The sequence below is a fragment of the Shewanella inventionis genome (genome assembly GCF_014641855.1).
GTDB classification, from domain to species: domain Bacteria; phylum Pseudomonadota; class Gammaproteobacteria; order Enterobacterales; family Shewanellaceae; genus Shewanella; species Shewanella inventionis.
The window spans coordinates 66,281-84,599 of the sequence record NZ_BMII01000006.1 but is presented as its reverse complement, the minus strand read 5'-3'; the positions used below and the strand labels follow the sequence as shown (position 1 = coordinate 84,599).

Below are 18,319 nucleotides of genomic sequence, written 5' to 3'. Positions count from 1 at the left end.
TGTAAACCTTATGGGCAGTTACTTATCATTGTTTCTGGTTGATTGGAGATATATTATACAAATCCATCTTTTAGATTGTATTTAACACCTACAAATTAGCAGGTTACTACAATGAATGAAAAAGCCATTTTAATCTTAGTGTCCTTAGGCATGGTGCTGTGCTTATCCGCTTGCGCAGAATTAAAACAGACTGGCAGAGAAATAGGCCACACAACCAAAAAGGTCACGACGGCAATTGGTCATGGTACACGCGACACGGTAAAAGCCATTGGCCGAGAAACCAAAGAAGTCGTTGAAGAAATTAAAGAATAGCTTTTCTTATCGGCCTGTTGATTCGTTAGCTGACTAGTGGATTAATTGGTTGATAATAAAAAAGCCGTTAATGCGAGCATTAACGGCTTTTTCTATCTATTGAAAATAAATCAATACATGATGAAACGAGATATTATTAGTGGTGACAATGCTCACTGCATTCGTGGTCATCATCGTCATCAGCAAACTCATCGTCGCCATGCTGATGTTGCATTACGCCCCAACCATCAGAAATACCGTCAAACTCTTGTGCAAAGCTATTTAACTCGGTTTCTTTGGCAACAAGAGCATCATATTCTGGCACCATTTGTAGGCAAACAATCACTTCCCACTTGGTACTTTCTTCATCAAAGTTAAGCTCTAGTTCACCCTTCATGTCGCTTTGAGTTAAGGCTTCGATAGCTGATTCAGCATCACGCTGATCGTCAAATACCAAAAAGAAATCAACTTCAAGTGATTGGGTTAAATCAATGCCGGCTTCAGCCATTGCTGCTAACATTTGGCCGTTATCATCATCAGGGAATTGCATGTATTTGTCCTTTATTGCGCCGCAACTATTTCAATGTTTGCACCGTTAAACGAAATAACATCACCTACAATGCATTTTTTACGTTTACGGGTGTCAATTTCGCCATTAACGGTCACTTGACCTTCAGTGATAACATGCTTTGCATCGCCACCACCATTTACTAAGCCTTGTACTTTTAATACTTTGTACAGTTCTACGAATTCATCATCTGGAAGTAATGCAAACGCTTGAGTTTGAGTCGTCACAATAATTGCCTTTTAATCAAAATATGCCCGCTATTATAGCCTATGACCGTTTAGCAAGCATCAAGCATTTTAAGTGGATCAGGATGACGATATTGAAACCCTAAATCTCGGCAAATTAATTGACCATCAATCACTTTGCTCGGTTGATGCTGTAAATTAAATTGCGGTGCGGTTAAGCCAAGGTGGGTTGTTGCTGCAACATAAAACTCACCACGAGTAGGATGTATTGGCGCTGCAACATTATAAATGGGCAATGTATTTGAGCTGGTTAATACGAGGCTCACTGCGGCTATACAATCATCTAAATGCACTAAGTTAACGGCAACGTTAGCGCCGCTAACATCTGACTTACCAGCAAAAAAACGTCCTGGATGACGCTTAGGACCCACCAAACCAGAAAACCGCACAATACAGCTATTAGGCAGAGTGGCAAATATGGCTTCTGCTTGCAGCAAGGTACTGGCAGTATCGTTAAACGCGCTGGCATCAGCTTCGGTGACCGTTTGATCATCAGAGGGATACACGCCCGTCGTGCTAATAAAAATCACTTTTTGATACAGCCTTGCACCCATTAACTGTTTAAGTGTTGTTAAATAATGAAGGTAATCGGAATTGCCACGTTTGAGCCCAGGTGGAATATTAATGACAATGGCATCTGCATCAAATAACGATGAGTTTTTTGCATCATGGCTGACATTAGCCAAATCCAACTGGTAAGCTTCAATACCTAATTGCGGTAAAGAGACTAAATCGTCGACTTGTCGTTTTGACGCTTTAACTTGAAAGCCTTGGTTTATAAGGTGTTTGGCAAAAGGTAGGCCAAACCAACCACAACCAATAACTGTTATTGTATTCATTGATTCTCTTGATGACTAAAATGATTAAAGTAAAAGCTAATGGGGTTGTTAGTTTGCAACGTTTTAGTGGCGCCCTCTGTTAACTCATCTATCTTAATGACTTCTTTAACTTGTACATCTTCGTTAATTAAAAATCTAAAACCAGGATTGCCACCTGTGCTATCACACGCCCAAACATGAGGCTGTTTTACATCTGCGGTAGTCATCATCACTTTAGCCATACTGTCATCAGTTAAGCGCACTATGGTTCCGGGCGGGTAGATCCCTAAGATTTTAACTAATACTGAGATTAATTTATCGCTATGTTTGCTGCTGTGATTTTTAAATAAAATTCCCAGCGCTATTTGAGGGGTATGGTATTTAGATAACAAGGTTTCATAGTCATTAGCTAACGACACAACTTGAGTCGTCATTAATAACTTAGCTTCAGTTAAGCCATCAGGAAAACCACTGCCATCAATGTATTCGTGATGATGTAAAACAATATCAAGAATGGCTTCAGGAAAGAGCCCACTTCGGGTTAACATGTCGTAACCAAAATTAGGATGCTTCTTTAAAAAGTTGGTTTCAACATCAGATAATTCTCCCCGTTTGCGCCTAATTTCTTCTGGCACTTTAAGTTTACCAATATCATGAAATAAACTGCCCAGGGCGATATCGCGCACTTCTTTTTTAGACAATGCAAGTGCATGGGCAATCATCATCGACAAAACCGAAACAGAAATACCATGCTGGGTCACACTCACATCGGCTTCACCACTACTGACTAGGGTTAAATGTGGCGTATCACTTTCGTATAGGTGCTCAACCAAGCTCTCTACTAGTGTTGCAGCCTCGCGATAAGCACCTTCTGGATCGCTCACCACTTTACTAAACACGGTACGGCTGTCATTAACGCACTTGATAAAGCGTTGCTGACTTACTCGCATGCTTTTTTTAGCCAATGGCCGGTAATCTACTTCTTGGGTTTGCTCTTCTGCTGGCGATTCAACGTCAACTGGTGCTTCTACTACCGGCAATAAATCATGGCCGTCTATCACATAAACAAAATCGACATCGAGCCCTTTTATCATCTCGATTTGAACTTGTTGCTCTAATTTTACTTTACTGCGAAAAAAAGGATGGCTGGTCCACGACAACGGCAGCTTAACGGTTAAACCAATCACCATTTCAGAAACGGGTATTTGTGTTAATTCTGCTTTAGCCAAAGTAGTGATCCTTTCACATTTGCCATACCAGCTGGAGTGATAATGTCATTATTACGCTAACATTGTCGTTATTGTGTTTTTGTTGGCTGATGGCTGTCGTTATCTTCGGTTGTCCAATCAGCAAAGTAGTAACTTAACCGCTTTGATTTTAGTACATAAATCACAGACCAAAATAAAAAAAGCGCATCTAATGAGTAACCCAGTTTAAATAAATAATCATCATGCACTATTCGTTGCAGTAAAAAAACACCATCTAAAATAAGTAAAAACCATAAAAACCAGATACTTTTACAAAATAATGGCCTTAATATTAGCCAACTACGCTTACGCTCAGCAATAATCAACCCATAAATAAATACCGCTCCAACCCCCGCAACTAAGGCCAAAATAAAGTCGGTTTTTTCTGGATAAAACAACCTTACTAAACCAGAGCGGTCATTAAACTGAGTGAGTGATGCAATAAAAATACACCAACCTCTGGCCAGAAACACCAATATTAAATATAAAAATAATGGCGGTTTTATATGGCCGCGATCGTCAAGCCAGGTTATATGACTAAAATTCACAATTTACTCTTATCGGCGGCCATAGGCATTAGTTCAATGTTTATCTTTATCAGATTAATGACTGGCATTAAGTAAGTCTAGGAGTCCTTGTTCGTCTATGACTTTAACACGTAATTCTAGTGCTTTTGCAAGCTTTGACCCAGCAGCTTCCCCTGCGACTAGGCAATCTGTGTTTTTAGATACACTACCCGCAACTTTCGCGCCAAGTGCTTGTAATTGTGCTTTAGCGTCATTTCGATTGAGTTGGCTTAAGGTTCCGGTAAGTACCCAAGTTTGTCCCTTAAGGCTGAGTTGTGACTCATCGGCTTGCTCTATCTTTGGCCAGGTAATACCTGCATCGAGTAATTGTTCTATTACTTCAATATTATGTGGTTGAGCAAAAAATTGGCTTATGTGCCTTGCAACCACTTCGCCAACGTCACTCACCTCAAGCAATTGCTCAACACTGGCGGTGCGAATTTTGTCAAATTCAGCAAAATGTTGCGCCAGGTTAGCTGCTGTTGCCTCACCGACTTCACGTATACCTAAACTATACAAAAAACGCGCTAAAGTGGTGGTTTTTGCCTGCTTAATGGCATTAACAATATTGGTGGCAGACTTCATCGCCATTCGATCTAACATGGTGATGGCTGAAGCGGTAAGCGAAAACAAATCTGCTGGGGTTTTGACTAATTCTTTATCAATCAGCTGCTCGACAATTTTATCGCCTAAACCATCAATGTTTAATGCTTTACGTGAGGCAAAATGTTTAATAGCTTCTTTACGCTGAGCTTCGCAAAACAATCCTCCACTACAACGGGCAACGGCTTCACCTTCTAGGCGCTCCACAATACTTTGACATACTGGGCAATGCTGCGGAAACACAATGTCTTGAGCATCATCTGGACGTTGCTCTGGCACAATGGCAACAATTTGCGGGATCACATCACCGGCACGGCGAATAATCACTGTATCGCCAACTTTTACGCCTAAACGGGCTATTTCATCAGCATTATGTAATGTCGCATTTGATACCGTAACCCCACCTACAAACACAGGTTTTAGACGGGCTACAGGGGTAACTGCACCTGTGCGGCCCACTTGAAAGTCAACGGCTTCAAGTAATGTCATTTCTTCTTGTGCTGGGAATTTATAAGCAATTGCCCAACGTGGTGCTTTAGCAACAAAACCTAACGTCTGCTGCTTTTCTATGTCATTGACTTTGATCACTACGCCGTCGATTTCATATTCAAGTTGGCTGCGACGAGACATAATATCTTGATAATATGTAAATACATTTTCTAGGGTGTCACAGACTTTAACTTCTAGGCTTACCGGTAATCCCCACTGCTTTAGTTGGTTCAATTGGCCATAATGAGTCAATTGCATTGTTTGAGACTCGCCTTCGACAACGCCAAGTGCATAGGCGTAAAATCCTAGGGCGCGAGATGCGGTAATTTTGCTGTCTAATTGCCGTAAACTCCCCGCAGCGGCATTGCGAGGATTAACAAATACTTTATCGCCTTTAGCCATTTGACGTTGGTTTAACGCCTCAAATGCCGCTTTAGGCATAAACACTTCACCACGAACCTCAACTAACTCCGGAAAGCCTTCACCACGTAACTTAAGGGGAATAGCGCGAATAGTACGCACATTTTGTGTGATGTCTTCGCCCACAGAGCCGTCGCCACGAGTAGCTGCACGTTCAAGTACTCCGTTACGATATGTAATCGACACCGCTAAACCGTCAAGCTTAGGCTCACAAACATAATCAACTGCACCCACTTTGTCGGCAATACGTTTATTAAATGCAACAAAATCATCGGTTTCAAACGCATTATCTAAACTGAGCATCGGCTTTAGATGGGTGATTTGATCAAATTTTTGTAACGCAATCCCCCCCACTCTTTTACTGGGCGAGTCCGGTAACGCTAATTGCGGATGGGCTTGTTCAAGCTCAATCAAACGTTTCATTAATCTGTCGTATTCTGCATCGGGAATTGACGGTGCATCGTCTACGTAATATCGAATATTATGTTGATTAATTGCCTGAGTGAGTTGATCGATTTCAGTTTGAAGTTCGTGCATTTGGGTATCCGTCATCATACAAGTATGTACTTTCATTTGCTTAGCCAGTGTGAGGCACTACTGGCAAAATAATAAGGATAAAACAATTAAGGCCGCTGCGGCGGCCTTATAGCATTGAGAATAAGCGGATAATATTATAGCGCCGCTTTTACTCGTCTAAGATAATCTTTCTTTATAGCGTCAGACCAAGGCTGACGTTGGCCGTCAAGGATCTCTGCGTCTAAATCATCAGCAATCTGATAAGCAGAGTTAAGCATAATGGTAAAGTTCATTATGGGGTCACCAAAAGCAGGCAATGTCATAAACAACACCACGCCTTGAGTAACAAACTGCTCCATATTGTCTGGGTCAAACACACCAGGCTTTAACATATTGGCTAATGAAAACAATACATTACCATTACCTGCATTATCAATGTGGCGATGGAAAATATCCATATCACCAAATTTAAAATTAAGTGACAACAAACTAGGCAATAACTCCGCACCATGTATTTGTTGGCCTTGCTTTGCAACAATATGCAGCACGAGCACGTCTGTAGGCTCGACAGGATCATTTGCTTGAGTCGTTTTTGCCGGGGTTTCCTGTGTAGCCATCTGCTCAGGGGCTGTGTTTAGCGTTTGTTGCTGCACTTTAGGCTCAATTTTAGCCGATTGTGTGTTAACAGGTTCAGCTTTCACCGGTTCAGCTCTTACCGGTAATGGTTTACCGGTATAGCTTTCTAACTTGCCAGTGCTCGTTGCAGAATTAAAAATCTTTTTAGGTGAGCTCATTGCTGAACTCACATTTTGCACGAGTGACGGAGCAACAGTTACTGAAGGTGTGGTTTCCTCATCTGTAAACAAAGCTTGTTGAGTAGGCTGCTTTGCTGGCTCAGGCGTGCGACGTAATGAATCTTGCAAAGGGGTATGGCTTGGGATTGGATCTGAATGTTCCGTTTTTTGGCCTAGATTTGTTTTTAAAATCGGTTTGATTACCGGTTCATCAACTTCGTCGGCTTTACGTACACGCACTTTACCAATGCCATCAGCGTCGAACCCTTCTGAGTCACGACGTTGCGCTTGGTCTTTGTAAAATCCGGCCATTGGACTTTGTTTCATTGCTTTAGGTTGTTGTTTTCTAATTGACCAAAAACCGTGCACTAACACTGCAATAATTGCAATCGCACCTAGTACAAACAACACCAGTTGTAGATCTTTCATTAGTATCCCTGTCTTTCTAATTTATACCGCATCGGCTAAGGCAACTGCGGCTTCAATGTCCACTGCGACTATCCTTGAAACGCCCGGTTCATGCATAGTAACGCCAATGAGTTGATCAGCCATTTCCATCGTTATTTTATTGTGACTGATATAAATAAATTGCACACTTTGAGACATTTCTTGCAACAAACGACAAAAACGTTCGACGTTGGCATCATCTAAAGGTGCATCAACTTCATCTAACATACAAAAAGGTGCTGGATTTAGTCTAAAAATAGCAAAGACTAATGATAAAGCGGTTAAGGCTTTTTCTCCACCACTAAGTAAATGTATGCTGCTGTTCTTCTTGCCTGGCGGCTGTGCCATGATAGTCACGCCAGTATCAAGTAAATCATCATCAGTGAGCGCCAAATACGCTCTACCACCACCAAACACTTTAGGGAATAGCTGCCCTAAATCGTGATTAACCGCTTCGAATGTCGATTTAAAGCGGCTTTTTGTTTCTTTATCTATTTTTCTAATGGCATCTTCTAGCGTTGACAACCCTTTATTTAAATCATCGTCTTGGCTGTCTAAATATGCTTTTCGCTCGCGTTGAGTTTCAAATTCTTCAATTGCTGCGAGGTTAATCGCCCCTAAGCGAACTATTTTTTGTTTTACCTTTTCAAGCTGCTCTGCCCATACGTTAACACTTGCGTGCTCTGGCATATCGGCAATGACCTGTTGCAACTGAATTTGCTGCTCTTGCAATAATTGCAGTTGTGCATTGGCCTGCCCTTTTAAACCCTCACGACGTAACTTTAACGCGCTTATCTTTTGAGTCAAGTCCTGTAACGCTACAAGCTGTTGTTTTTGCATCAATACTGAGCTATCTAAACTGGTTTGTAACTCAGCCTGTTGAGCGCGGTTTTGTTGCAATTGTAGCTGGAGGGCTTGCTGCTGCTCAAGTGTTTGTGTCAGCTGAGCCGATAATTGTGCCAGTTGATGCTCACCACGTTGCTGCTGATTCTGTTGTAATATTTGTTGCAACTGATCGTATTGACTTGACAGCTCTGCTTGTTTTTCAGTTTGTTGCTGCAATTGTTGAGAGCTCAGCGCCTGCTGAGTCTGCTGTTTTTGTAATTGAGCCTGGTGCTGTGTGAGCAGATTAAGCGCCTGTGCACGCTGTGTTTTGGTTTCACGCAGTTTTGCCTGGCTGTTTTGCCAAGCATGTTGAGCCACTTCGTGTTGGTTTATGGCAATCGACAGCGCCTCTTCTTGAGCAACGATTTGCTCTTCGTAGGCCTCTATTTGCATTTGCTTATCATTGTAAGCCTGCTCAAGCTGAACTAAGGCGTCGTGGCATTTGCGCTGTTTTTGGTGTTTATCATGTTGTTGCTGCTGCAAGCTAGCCAAAATGGACTGCAATTTAGTCTGGCTAATGTGCAATTGATGACACGTTTGTTGTAGCTGGCCTAATTGTAATTGTTGCTCTGCGGCTTGTTGTGTACTTGCTGTTAAGGCTTGTTGAGAAAGGTTCAACTGGCTTTCAAACTCGAGTAATTGCTCATTCAATTCAATCCGCTCTTGACTAAGTACAATAGCAGACTGCCCAGCTTGGGTTTGATTTAACACAAAACCCTGCCCCACAAGATAACCATCTTGGGTTGCTAAATAGCTATCTTCACTTAATTGTGGCAAAAGTCGTTTTGCCTCATCAAGTGTATGAACCCAGGTTACTGATTTGAGCCAAGGTGCGAGATTAACCTCGGTCTTAAAAGCAATATTGCTTGTTGTGTGCCCTTGAGTAAACCCGATTGGCTTTGGGTTAGTTGAAGATTCTTCGTGACTCAATACCGGAAATTGACTCAGCCCATGCAACACCATAGCGACTGCTTTTTCCCAACCTGGTTGCACGTCAAGCACTTGCCAAAGTTGCTGCCCTGCGGTTTGTGTGTGGGCGGCAAGTAGTTCCTCTATAAGCTGTAAACGAGCATGGCGATGCGTAATCGTTTGTTTTAGCGTTTGATATTGTTCACGTTGCTGCTCTGCCCCCTGCAGGGTTGCGCTAACTTGTTGCTCACGCACGCGTTGCTCTTGAAGTGCGTTATCGAGTTGCGTATCAATTTGAGCCAGTTGCGTTTGTGTATCGGCTAATTGGGTTTGATTGTCTTGCAAAGTTAGCGCTGCAAGCTCTTGCTCCAATTGCTGCTTTTGCCGTTCGTCCTGCTGCAAACTTTGTTGCTGGTGAGTGAAATTTGACTGCGACAACGCCAATTGCATTTTATTCGATGCCAAGGTTTCAGCATATTGAGTTAATTGCAATTGTTGCTCATCACAGGCTTCTTCAATCACGGCAAGCTGCTCATCAATGAACTCAAGCGCCATTTGGGCTTGTTCACATTGCGGTGTTAGTGCATCTGCTTGAGTCAGCAAAAGTTGATAATTATCGTTTAGCGTCGCAATCTTCTGCTCACCAACGGCTAATTGTTGCTCTAAAGCACTTATTTGTTGCTGTAACTGTGTATCTTGTTGCTGCTGATGTTTCAGCTGTTGTTCAAGCTTGGTAATCTGGTTGCCCGTGGCATAAAAGTGTTCAACTATTTTATGTTCTGCATCGCTTAATTCAGCAAGTTGTTGTTTGAGCAAGGTCAAGCTGGTATCGGCATGTTGTGATGTAGCTTGCAGTTGTTCTGATTGGCTATTTAGCGAGGTCAGTTCGCCATCAAGTGTATCTGTTTGGGACAGCAGTTCCTGATAACGCATAACCAATAGCTGACTATGGAGCAAGCGCTCATGGGTTTTAAGTTCGCGATACTGTAATGCTGCTTTTGCTTGCTGTGATAATTTATCGAGTTGAGTGCCAAGTTCAACTCGAATGTCATTTAAACGCTCAAGGTTTTCTCGGGTATGGCGAATGCGATTTTCAGTCTCACGGCGACGTTCTTTATAACGCGAAATGCCAGCGGCTTCTTCAATAAAAACCCTAAGCTCTTGCGGTTTAGATTCAATTAACCTAGAGATAGTGCCCTGTTCGATAATGGCGTAACTGCGTGGACCAAGCCCGGTACCCATAAACAAATCAGTAATGTCTTTGCGACGACATTTTTGGCCATTTAAAAAATAAGTCGATTCACTGTCACGATTGACTTGCCGCTTAACAGAAATCTCTTGATAGCTTGCATATTGTCCTGCTAAACGCCCTTGAGAGTTCTCAAAAACTAATTCAACGCCAGCGACAGAAATGGGTTTACGTGAAGATGAACCGTTAAAAATCACATCGGTCATCGAATCGCCACGTAAATTTTTAGCGCTACTTTCTCCCAGCACCCAACGCACGGCATCAATCACATTTGATTTGCCGCAACCATTAGGGCCAATAATGGCAGAAAGCGCATTATCGAATGGGATTTTTGTTGGGTCTACAAACGACTTAAATCCAGCAAGTTTTATTTGTTTTAATCTCATGTTGCCAGTTCAGGTACGCATTAAAAGAAAAAAGCAGCTCACTTTAGCAATTGAGCTGCATTTTGTAACGATTTTTATCCTTTTGAAACAGTTTATCGCTTGTTTTATTATCATTGGCTAGTCAAAATCAATGTTATAAGACACAAAACAGGCGTATTTAATGATAAACAACACTCAAGCCGTTAAAAAGAGCGGTGTAAATTATTTTATGCAAGGCTTTCAATTAATTAAAAAGCCGGGATTACGCTCATTTGTATTTATCCCGTTAATGATTAATTTAGTGCTTTTTGCAGGTGCAATGTATTTTGCAGTCGGCCAGCTATCTGAACTTTTTGACTGGATGAACGCTCAGTTGCCTGACTATTTAACTTGGTTACATTTCTTTTTATGGCCATTAGCGGTGTTAACCATGTTAGTTGTTATGTCTTTCGTTTTCAGCTCGGTGATGAACTGGTTAGCGGCGCCTTTTAATGGTTTGCTCGCCGAAAAAGTAGAACAACACCTTACAGGTAAAAATGTTAATACCGGCTCTTCTGTAGACATGATAAAGGACTTACCGCGTATCCTTGGTCGTGAGTGGACTAAGTTAAAATACTACTTACCACGAGCATTACTGTTTTTGATATTGTTTTGGGTACCCGTTATCGGCCAAACAGCAGCACCCGTTTTATGGTTTTTATTTACCGCATGGATGATGGCTATTCAGTATTGTGACTATCCGTTTGACAACCATAAAGTCAGTTTTGATGACATGAAATTCGCGCTTAAAAATACCAAAGGGTCAAGCTATAGCTTTGGCGCCTCGGTCACATTATTTTCAATGATCCCAATTGTTAATTTTATTGTGATGCCTGTGGCTATTTGTGGTGCAACCGCGATGTGGGTTGATAAATACCGTGACGCATACAAAAATCCACTTGTCGCTCCAGATTAAAACACTTTATGTTTGGATGACCATTAGCCTGTTCTATTGAACAGGCTTTTTTATGTCACGCCAACATCCTGTAACAATTCATTGATACTTTACTCACAAGTCAGACCTGCCCTAAAGACACTTTTTTGCGACAATAGCCCTAAATAACAATTAAAGAGTAACAGTGACTGTGAGTAACGTTTTGCGTGGAATGTTAATGGCGTGTGTCTTGTCTGCTGGTGTCACACCGCTGAGTTTTGCCGGTTCAAGTGAACAATTTCATTTAACTATTCCAACAATTAATCAAGAAGTTGAAATAGACGGCGATTTCAATGAAGCGGTATGGCAACAAGCTGCAGAAGTTACGCTTAAATATGAAACCTCACCAGGCGAAAATATTGCCGCACCAGTGACGACTTCCGCTAAAGTGTTTGCCTCAAAATCGAGCTTATACTTTGCTTTTATCGCACATGACCCCGCACCCGAACAGATCAGGGTAAACCTCAGGGATAGAGATAAATCTTGGGGAGATGATATGGTGGGTATTAAGCTTGATACCTTTAATAATGCCCGCTTAGCCTATCAATTTTTTATCAATGCCTATGGCGTACAAAGTGATTCAATTGAAAACGAACTGACAGGCCAAGAAAGTGACGCCTGGGATGGTATTTGGTACAGCAAAGGCAAATTAACCGATAAAGGCTATCAGGTTGAAATACAACTGCCGCTGCGTTTATTTAACTTTGATGACCGCCACCCCTTACAAACATGGGGCATCGAACTTATCCGCTTTTATCCAAGAAACAAGACTCACCGTTTCTCGACCCATAAAATTGACCGAAATGTGTCTTGCCAGCTGTGTCAACTAGGCACTGCAACAGGCCTTGAAGGGGCGACTCAAGGTAAAGACTTGCAAATTACGCCATCACTAGTTGCAAACCAAAATAACCAACGAGACGCGAGTAATGCAGGCCCTTGGGATGATAAAACCCATGTTGAGGCTGGTGTTGATTTACGATGGGGAATAACACCAACAACCTTACTTAATGCAACTATTAATCCTGATTTTTCACAGATTGAAGCCGATGCAGGTCAATTAGATGTTAACAATACGTTTGCATTGTTTTTTCCTGAAAAACGGGCGTTTTTCTTAGACAATAAAGATTATTTCGACACGCAACTTGAGTTACTGCACACTCGCAACATTAGCTCACCCGATTATGGAATAAAGCTCACCAGCAAAACCGATGATCATACCTTTGCCATGTTGGCGGCAAATGATGAACAAAGTCAGTTTTTGGTGCCCGGTAACTTAAGTTCAGATATCGCTGTCATTGATGAGCAAAGCCATAATGTGGCAACTCGATATCGCTTTGACCCCAGTAAGCAATTTTCAATTGGTGGTTTAGTGACATTAAAACAAGCCAATGACTACCATAACTATCTAGCCAGCGCCGACATTAAATATCAGCCCACTAAGCAAGACACTCTGACCGCCCAGTATGCACACTCACAAACGGCTTACCCTGAAGATTTGTTCACGCAATTTTGCAATAACAACGATTGCAACCAAGATCTTGCTGACTGTCAATTTGGTAATTGTGCACTCAATGAGCGTGTACTGCGCACCAACAAAGAAGATGAGTTTGATGATGGAATGTTAAATGTGACTTATCTGCATGAACGCCGTAATTGGTATGCCTCGAGCCAATATCAGTCTATTGGCCGTGATTTTAGAGCAGACTTAGGGTTTATCGACAAAGTCGATGTCAATAAGTTTGTTATTGGCGGTGGCTACATGTGGTATCCACAAGACAACTTTTTTAATCGAATAGAACTTGGCGGCGACTGGGATATCAGCCATAGCGAAAATCATGAATTACTCGAACAAGAAGCCGAAATGTTTATAGAGTTTGAAGGTGGACTCCAAAGCTATATGGCTTCAGGTATTGTTCAGCGTAAACGCGTTGGGAGACGTCATAACCCAAGTATCAGTGATATTGACAACAATACCACCATGTTTGACGAAACATTAGCTTGGTTTTACACCAACTTAACCCCTATCGGCTCGCTGAAATTAGAGCTCGACATGTATTTAGGTGATGATATTGATTTTGCCAACAATCGTTCTGCAACTGTTAATATGTTCAATCCCGGTGTTGAGTGGAAGTTAACTGAATCATTAGTTCTTGATGTGTCACACCGTTATCAAACATTAGATGTTGATGATGGCCGTTTGTTTACGGCAAATCTCAGTGATGTACGGTTAAATTGGCAACTCACACTTAACAGCTTTATTCGTTTCAGTACGGTTTATACCCACATTGAACGCGATCCAGCGCTATATTTATACCAAAAGCCCGATAGTCTCTATCAAGATCTTGGTAACGAGTTGTTGTATGGCTACAAATTAAATCCACAAAGTGTATTTTACCTTGGTTATTCTGATGCATTTGTAGCAAATGATGATATTGACTCATTAACTCAAGATGAAAAAACCTACTTCATGAAAGTAAGTTACGCTTGGTTGTTATAACAAAATTTTCCCGTCCAAATAACAATAATGCCGTTGATGAACTACATCAACGGCATTATTGTTTTGGGATAACTTTTGGTATCAACAGGCCCTAATCACTTGATTACGCCCCGCCGTTTTTGCTTGATACAAGAGTTCATCGGCACGTTGTAATGTTTGATCCAGTGTTTCATTATTTCTCGTTGCAACACCACAACTAAACGTAACCACTAAATCACCCGCGGTGGTTTGCATAGGATTAGCTTCGCATTGTTCTCTAAACTTATCCATTAAGGTAGTCGTTTTAATGTCATCTAATCCTTTAAATGCCACCACAAACTCCTCACCGCCAAACCGGGCAACCGTAAAATTAGATCCAAATGCATTGTCTAGACGCTGAGCAAACTCAATTAACACCTGATCGCCAACATCATGGCCATGGGTATCGTTAATTTTTTTGAAATAATCTAAGTCTAATAATGCCACCGACAGTAAAGCGTTTTCAGAATCTTTGCTGTTGTGTTCGGAAAAAAAATACAGCCGAGTATAAATTTTAGTTAAATAGTCACGGTTTGCCTTGCTCCATAAATTTCGCATCATATCGAGCGAATCTAACGTATTGAGCACCCGACAATGAAACTCTTCATGAACAAATGGCTTTTGTAAAAAGTCATTTGCACCATTTTTAATAAACTTTGCCGATAAACTTTCGTCATTGTCATTAGACAAACCTATAATCGCGATATCTTCACGGTTATATTTTTCACGTACACGCAGGATCAACTCAACACCGTCAATGATAGGCATGTTGTAATCGGTGATCAGCAGTTGAATATCATCCTCTTGCTCTAGTATGGCAAGCGCTGCTTCACCGTCATTAGCTTCTATTACTTGAAAAAGGTGATGCTCAAGCAACATACGCACAAACTTACGGCTAACAACAGAATCATCCACTACCAGCACTTTTACCTGTTGATTGCGATATAACCTATCTATAAGTTTTACCACATACTGATAACTGTAACGGTTGTCTTTTGGTATGTAGTCAACAATACCTAATTTTAAAATTTCACGCCGCTGATCAGCATCGAGGTTGCTGGTTAACACAATACACGGTGTTTTATAAGCAGATAACACCAGACGCACAATGTCGCCATTAGATGCATCTGGTAGGTTCAAATCGGCAACGACAACAAAATACTGATGCTGCTCCAACAACGTGAGTGCACTGGCCATATCTGGTGCAATATCAACATGATAACCAAGATCTTGCACAATTAAATGTTTTAAGATTTTAGATATCGTTTCACTGTCTTCAACAATCAATATTCTCAATACATTGCCCTTTTATCTGATTATTAAATAAATTAACACTTCTCTAATACAATACTGCCAATCGAATACCCAGCACCAAATGAACACAACAAGCCTAAATCGCCGGTTTTAAAGTCCTGGTTATATTTGTGAAAAGCAATCACAGAGCCAGCAGAAGCCGTATTGGCATATTCATCCAAAACGATAGGTGCTTGTGTTGGTTCAACATTATCACCAAGCAGTTTTTTCACAACAAACAAATTCATATTAATGTTAGCTTGGTGTAACCATAAACGCTTAAACTCTTCAGGTTTTATTTGCTCGTCAACAAACTGAGCATCAAGGTGTTGATAAATCATCGGCAGTAACTCTTTAAACACCTTACGACCTTGTTGATGAAACAGCTTATCAGCACTGTTGATATTTGCTGGATCGCAACGATTAACAAAACCAAAGTTACTGCGAATATTGCTTGAGTAATCGGTTACACAACGAGTCGATAACACACTAAAGGCATTCGTCGATGTTGCTAGATCAGCACGCTCAACCACCACAGCAGTGGCTACGTCACCAAAAATAAAATGACTGTCACGATCGCGAAAGTTAATTTGTGGTGAGGTCAACTCAGGGTTAATCACTAACACACGACTTGCTGTACCTCCGCGTATTGCATTAACCGCATTCACAATTGCAAAGGTGGCTGATGAACATGCCACTAGCATGTCATAGGCAAAACCTTTCGTGCCCATGGCTTGTTGAATTTCAATGGCAATGGCTGGATAGGCTCGTTGGGTATAAGCACAGGCAACAATCACTAAATCGATATCTTCCGGGTTAACATTTGCCTGTTCTAAGGCTTGTTTGGCCGCAGCTATGCCCATTTCCGCTTGCATGGATAATGCTTCAGATGGTTGATCGGCTATTAATGGCATCATGATATTGGTGTCTAAAATACCGTCTTTAACCATCACATAGCGGCTTTTAATGCCTGATGCTTTTTCAATAAACTCACTTGAAGAGTATGCCAATGCGGCTGTCGTCCCCGCCTCTATCTCTGCGGCATGTTGTTGGTTATATTGATCAACATAACTGTTGTAGCAAGTGACCAATTCGTCATTAGACACACTATGCGGTGGTGTGTACAAACCACTACCAGAAATCACAACTTTATTCATTTTGCTCTACCATTATTTGTGAGTAAGAGAGTTAATGCTCATTAGCAACAAGACGGTCCCCTGATGTGAGTTAAGTATAATGATGTCATTACAATCACTACCCTCTGCATCTGTCTTATTGCTTTTGCGCGAGCTGAATTAACTGATTGCAGCTATTCTAGTATTTTATATTTTGTTTTCGTCATACTAAATTAAAATTGCATAATGGTCAGACCATCAATTGAGCATTATTTAGCCTAAAAGGCCAATAACCCAGCAATAACTGCTGATTTAGTATAACAGCATAAACGCTAATAACTAAAAAGAATAAAGAAGAACAAACTTTCACTTCTAAATCCTGTCTATCTGATTATGATTGTTTGATGCAACCATAGGAGCAAATAATCCATGAGCAAAATTTTCGAAGATAATTCATACACTTTAGGTAATACCCCGTTAGTTCGTTTAAACCGTGTCAGTAATGGCAAGGTGTTAGCAAAGGTAGAAGCACGTAATCCAAGCTTCAGTGTTAAGTGTCGTATTGGCGCTAACATGATTTGGGATGCAGAGAAAAAAGGTTTGCTAACCAAAGACATCGAATTAATAGAACCGACTTCAGGTAACACAGGTATTGCACTTGCTTATGTTGCTGCTGCTCGCGGTTACAAATTAACATTAACCATGCCTAACACGATGAGCCTTGAGCGCCGTAAGTTACTCAAAGCCCTAGGTGCAAACTTAGTGTTAACAGAAGGCGCTAAGGGCATGAAAGGCGCGATTGATAAAGCTGAAGAAATTCGCCAATCAGCGCCAGAAAAATATTTAGTACTTGGACAATTTAGTAACCCTGCTAACCCAGAGATACATGAAAAAACCACCGGCCCTGAAATCTGGAATGACACCGATGGTGCTGTTGACGTATTTGTTGCAGGTGTAGGTACAGGTGGCACATTAACAGGTGTAAGCCGTTACCTTAAAGCACAAGGTAAAACCATTACTTCAGTCGCTGTTGAACCCGCTGACTCACCGGTTATTGCACAAGCATTAGCAGGACAACCGATCCAACCAGGCCCTCATAAAATTCAGGGTATTGGTGCTGGTTTTATTCCGGGCAACCTAGACTTATCGATTATTGACCGTGTTGAAGCAGTCACTAACGAAGAGTCTATTGAAATGGCACGCCGCTTAATGAAAGAAGAAGGTATCTTAGTGGGTATTTCTTCAGGCGCTGCTGTTGTTGCAGCAAACCGTATTGCTGCGTTACCAGAATTTGCAGACAAGACCATTGTGGTTGTTCTACCGTCGGCTGCAGAGCGTTATTTATCATCAGTATTATTTGCTGGTGAATTTGGCGATAGCGAAAACGTACAGTAAATACACCACATACCAGCGTACAATTGTTTGGGTTTAGCTCAAACACCTTATCGGTATCACTAAAAAGCCAGCAAAAAATTGCTGGCTTTTTTATATATTGAGATGCATAAACAATCAATAAAATTGCATATCCAACACCTGGATTACATTTTTGGTTGAAATTTCTCAGCAAGCGTAATGGCATTAACCTATTTTTATATAATGTATGCAATATGCCATTGTGCTATTTATCATCACGTTTATCGTTAAATATCCCATTATTAAATAAATTCATCTTATTTTTTAAATAAATTTAAATTACATATCATCAACAATATTAGATTAAAAAACCGTCTGCGAATTTATTATTAACATTATTTACCAACACCTCGATAACAATATCAACTTTTGTAAATGCAATAATTTACAAATTTGTATTTAAGTCGCCCACTTGTTGATTTTTTGTATTTAAAAATAACGACATAAGTTAACTCTTAACTGGAAACGATTAAACTTTACAGTGTTGTTTTTTATTTCGTTAATGGTTATATCCATGTACGTGTAATGTTATGTCAACTTGCTCAGCAATATATTGACAACAATTACACCATAATAAAAAACATTTCTGGGAGTGATA

14 protein-coding genes are annotated in these 18,319 nt (G+C 41.0%); 4 read left to right on the top strand and 10 right to left on the bottom strand.

The genetic code is table 11. From position 1 onward, the window contains the following. Positions 1 to 111: 111 nt before the first annotated feature. On the top strand, positions 112 to 312 hold the full coding sequence (locus tag IEW93_RS04885) for a hypothetical protein (RefSeq protein WP_188737508.1): 201 nt from the start codon (positions 112 to 114) through the stop codon (positions 310 to 312). Positions 313 to 448: 136 nt separating this feature from the next. Here IEW93_RS04885 and IEW93_RS04880 read toward each other — a convergent pair whose 3' ends face one another. From IEW93_RS04880 to IEW93_RS04845, 8 genes are all read right to left on the bottom strand, one after another. Further along, entirely contained in the window at positions 449 to 841 is a 393-nt protein-coding gene (locus IEW93_RS04880) for a ribonuclease E inhibitor RraB (protein WP_188737507.1), read from the bottom strand. 11 nt (positions 842 to 852) lie between these two features. Continuing rightward, a complete protein-coding gene (locus IEW93_RS04875; RefSeq protein WP_188737504.1) occupies positions 853 to 1,086 on the bottom strand; it encodes an RNA-binding S4 domain-containing protein in 234 nt (77 codons plus the stop codon). 50 nt (positions 1,087 to 1,136) lie between these two features. After that, positions 1,137 to 1,943 (bottom strand): SDR family oxidoreductase, encoded by an 807-nt coding sequence (locus IEW93_RS04870; protein ID WP_188737502.1) that lies wholly within the window; start codon positions 1,941 to 1,943, stop codon positions 1,137 to 1,139. After that, a complete protein-coding gene (locus IEW93_RS04865) occupies positions 1,940 to 3,151 on the bottom strand; it encodes an HD-GYP domain-containing protein (RefSeq protein ID WP_188737500.1) in 1,212 nt (403 codons plus the stop codon). Before IEW93_RS04865 ends, IEW93_RS04870 begins: the two co-directional genes overlap by 4 nt. Positions 3,152 to 3,219: 68 nt before the next feature. Further along, positions 3,220 to 3,717 carry a DUF2919 domain-containing protein gene (locus tag IEW93_RS04860; RefSeq protein ID WP_188737498.1) on the bottom strand — a complete coding sequence of 166 codons (498 nt, stop codon included), beginning with the start codon at positions 3,715 to 3,717 and terminating at the stop codon, positions 3,220 to 3,222. A gap of 54 nt (positions 3,718 to 3,771) precedes the next feature. Beyond that, complete coding sequence (gene ligA / locus IEW93_RS04855; protein ID WP_188737496.1) at positions 3,772 to 5,784, bottom strand: NAD-dependent DNA ligase LigA; 2,013 nt, start codon at positions 5,782 to 5,784, stop codon at positions 3,772 to 3,774. Positions 5,785 to 5,918: 134 nt separating this feature from the next. Next, a complete protein-coding gene (gene zipA, locus IEW93_RS04850) occupies positions 5,919 to 6,986 on the bottom strand; it encodes a cell division protein ZipA (protein WP_188737494.1) in 1,068 nt (355 codons plus the stop codon). Between the two features lie 21 nt (positions 6,987 to 7,007). Beyond that, positions 7,008 to 10,433 carry a chromosome segregation protein SMC gene (locus IEW93_RS04845; protein WP_188737492.1) on the bottom strand — a complete coding sequence of 1,142 codons (3,426 nt, stop codon included), beginning with the start codon at positions 10,431 to 10,433 and terminating at the stop codon, positions 7,008 to 7,010. Positions 10,434 to 10,593: 160 nt separating this feature from the next. Between IEW93_RS04845 and cysZ the strand changes: the two genes are divergently transcribed. Together cysZ and IEW93_RS04835 are read left to right on the top strand one after the other, a co-directional pair. Continuing rightward, positions 10,594 to 11,367: a sulfate transporter CysZ gene (gene cysZ, locus IEW93_RS04840; protein WP_188737490.1), complete on the top strand. Its 774-nt coding sequence runs from the start codon at positions 10,594 to 10,596 to the stop codon at positions 11,365 to 11,367. A gap of 190 nt (positions 11,368 to 11,557) precedes the next feature. Next, positions 11,558 to 13,882 carry a carbohydrate binding family 9 domain-containing protein gene (locus IEW93_RS04835; RefSeq protein ID WP_188737650.1) on the top strand — a complete coding sequence of 775 codons (2,325 nt, stop codon included), beginning with the start codon at positions 11,558 to 11,560 and terminating at the stop codon, positions 13,880 to 13,882. Between the two features lie 81 nt (positions 13,883 to 13,963). Here the strand turns inward: IEW93_RS04835 and IEW93_RS04830 are convergent, their stop codons facing one another. Together IEW93_RS04830 and IEW93_RS04825 are read right to left on the bottom strand one after the other, a co-directional pair. Further along, positions 13,964 to 15,196: a response regulator gene (locus tag IEW93_RS04830; RefSeq protein ID WP_188737488.1), complete on the bottom strand. Its 1,233-nt coding sequence runs from the start codon at positions 15,194 to 15,196 to the stop codon at positions 13,964 to 13,966. 32 nt (positions 15,197 to 15,228) lie between these two features. Beyond that, positions 15,229 to 16,350, bottom strand: a complete 1,122-nt coding sequence (locus IEW93_RS04825) for a beta-ketoacyl-ACP synthase III (RefSeq protein WP_188737486.1) — start codon at positions 16,348 to 16,350, stop codon at positions 15,229 to 15,231. Positions 16,351 to 16,737: 387 nt separating this feature from the next. Here IEW93_RS04825 and cysK point away from each other — a divergent pair, with 387 nt between their 5' ends. Beyond that, positions 16,738 to 17,703 (top strand): cysteine synthase A, encoded by a 966-nt coding sequence (gene cysK, locus IEW93_RS04820; RefSeq protein ID WP_188737483.1) that lies wholly within the window; start codon positions 16,738 to 16,740, stop codon positions 17,701 to 17,703. Positions 17,704 to 18,319 lie beyond the last annotated feature (616 nt).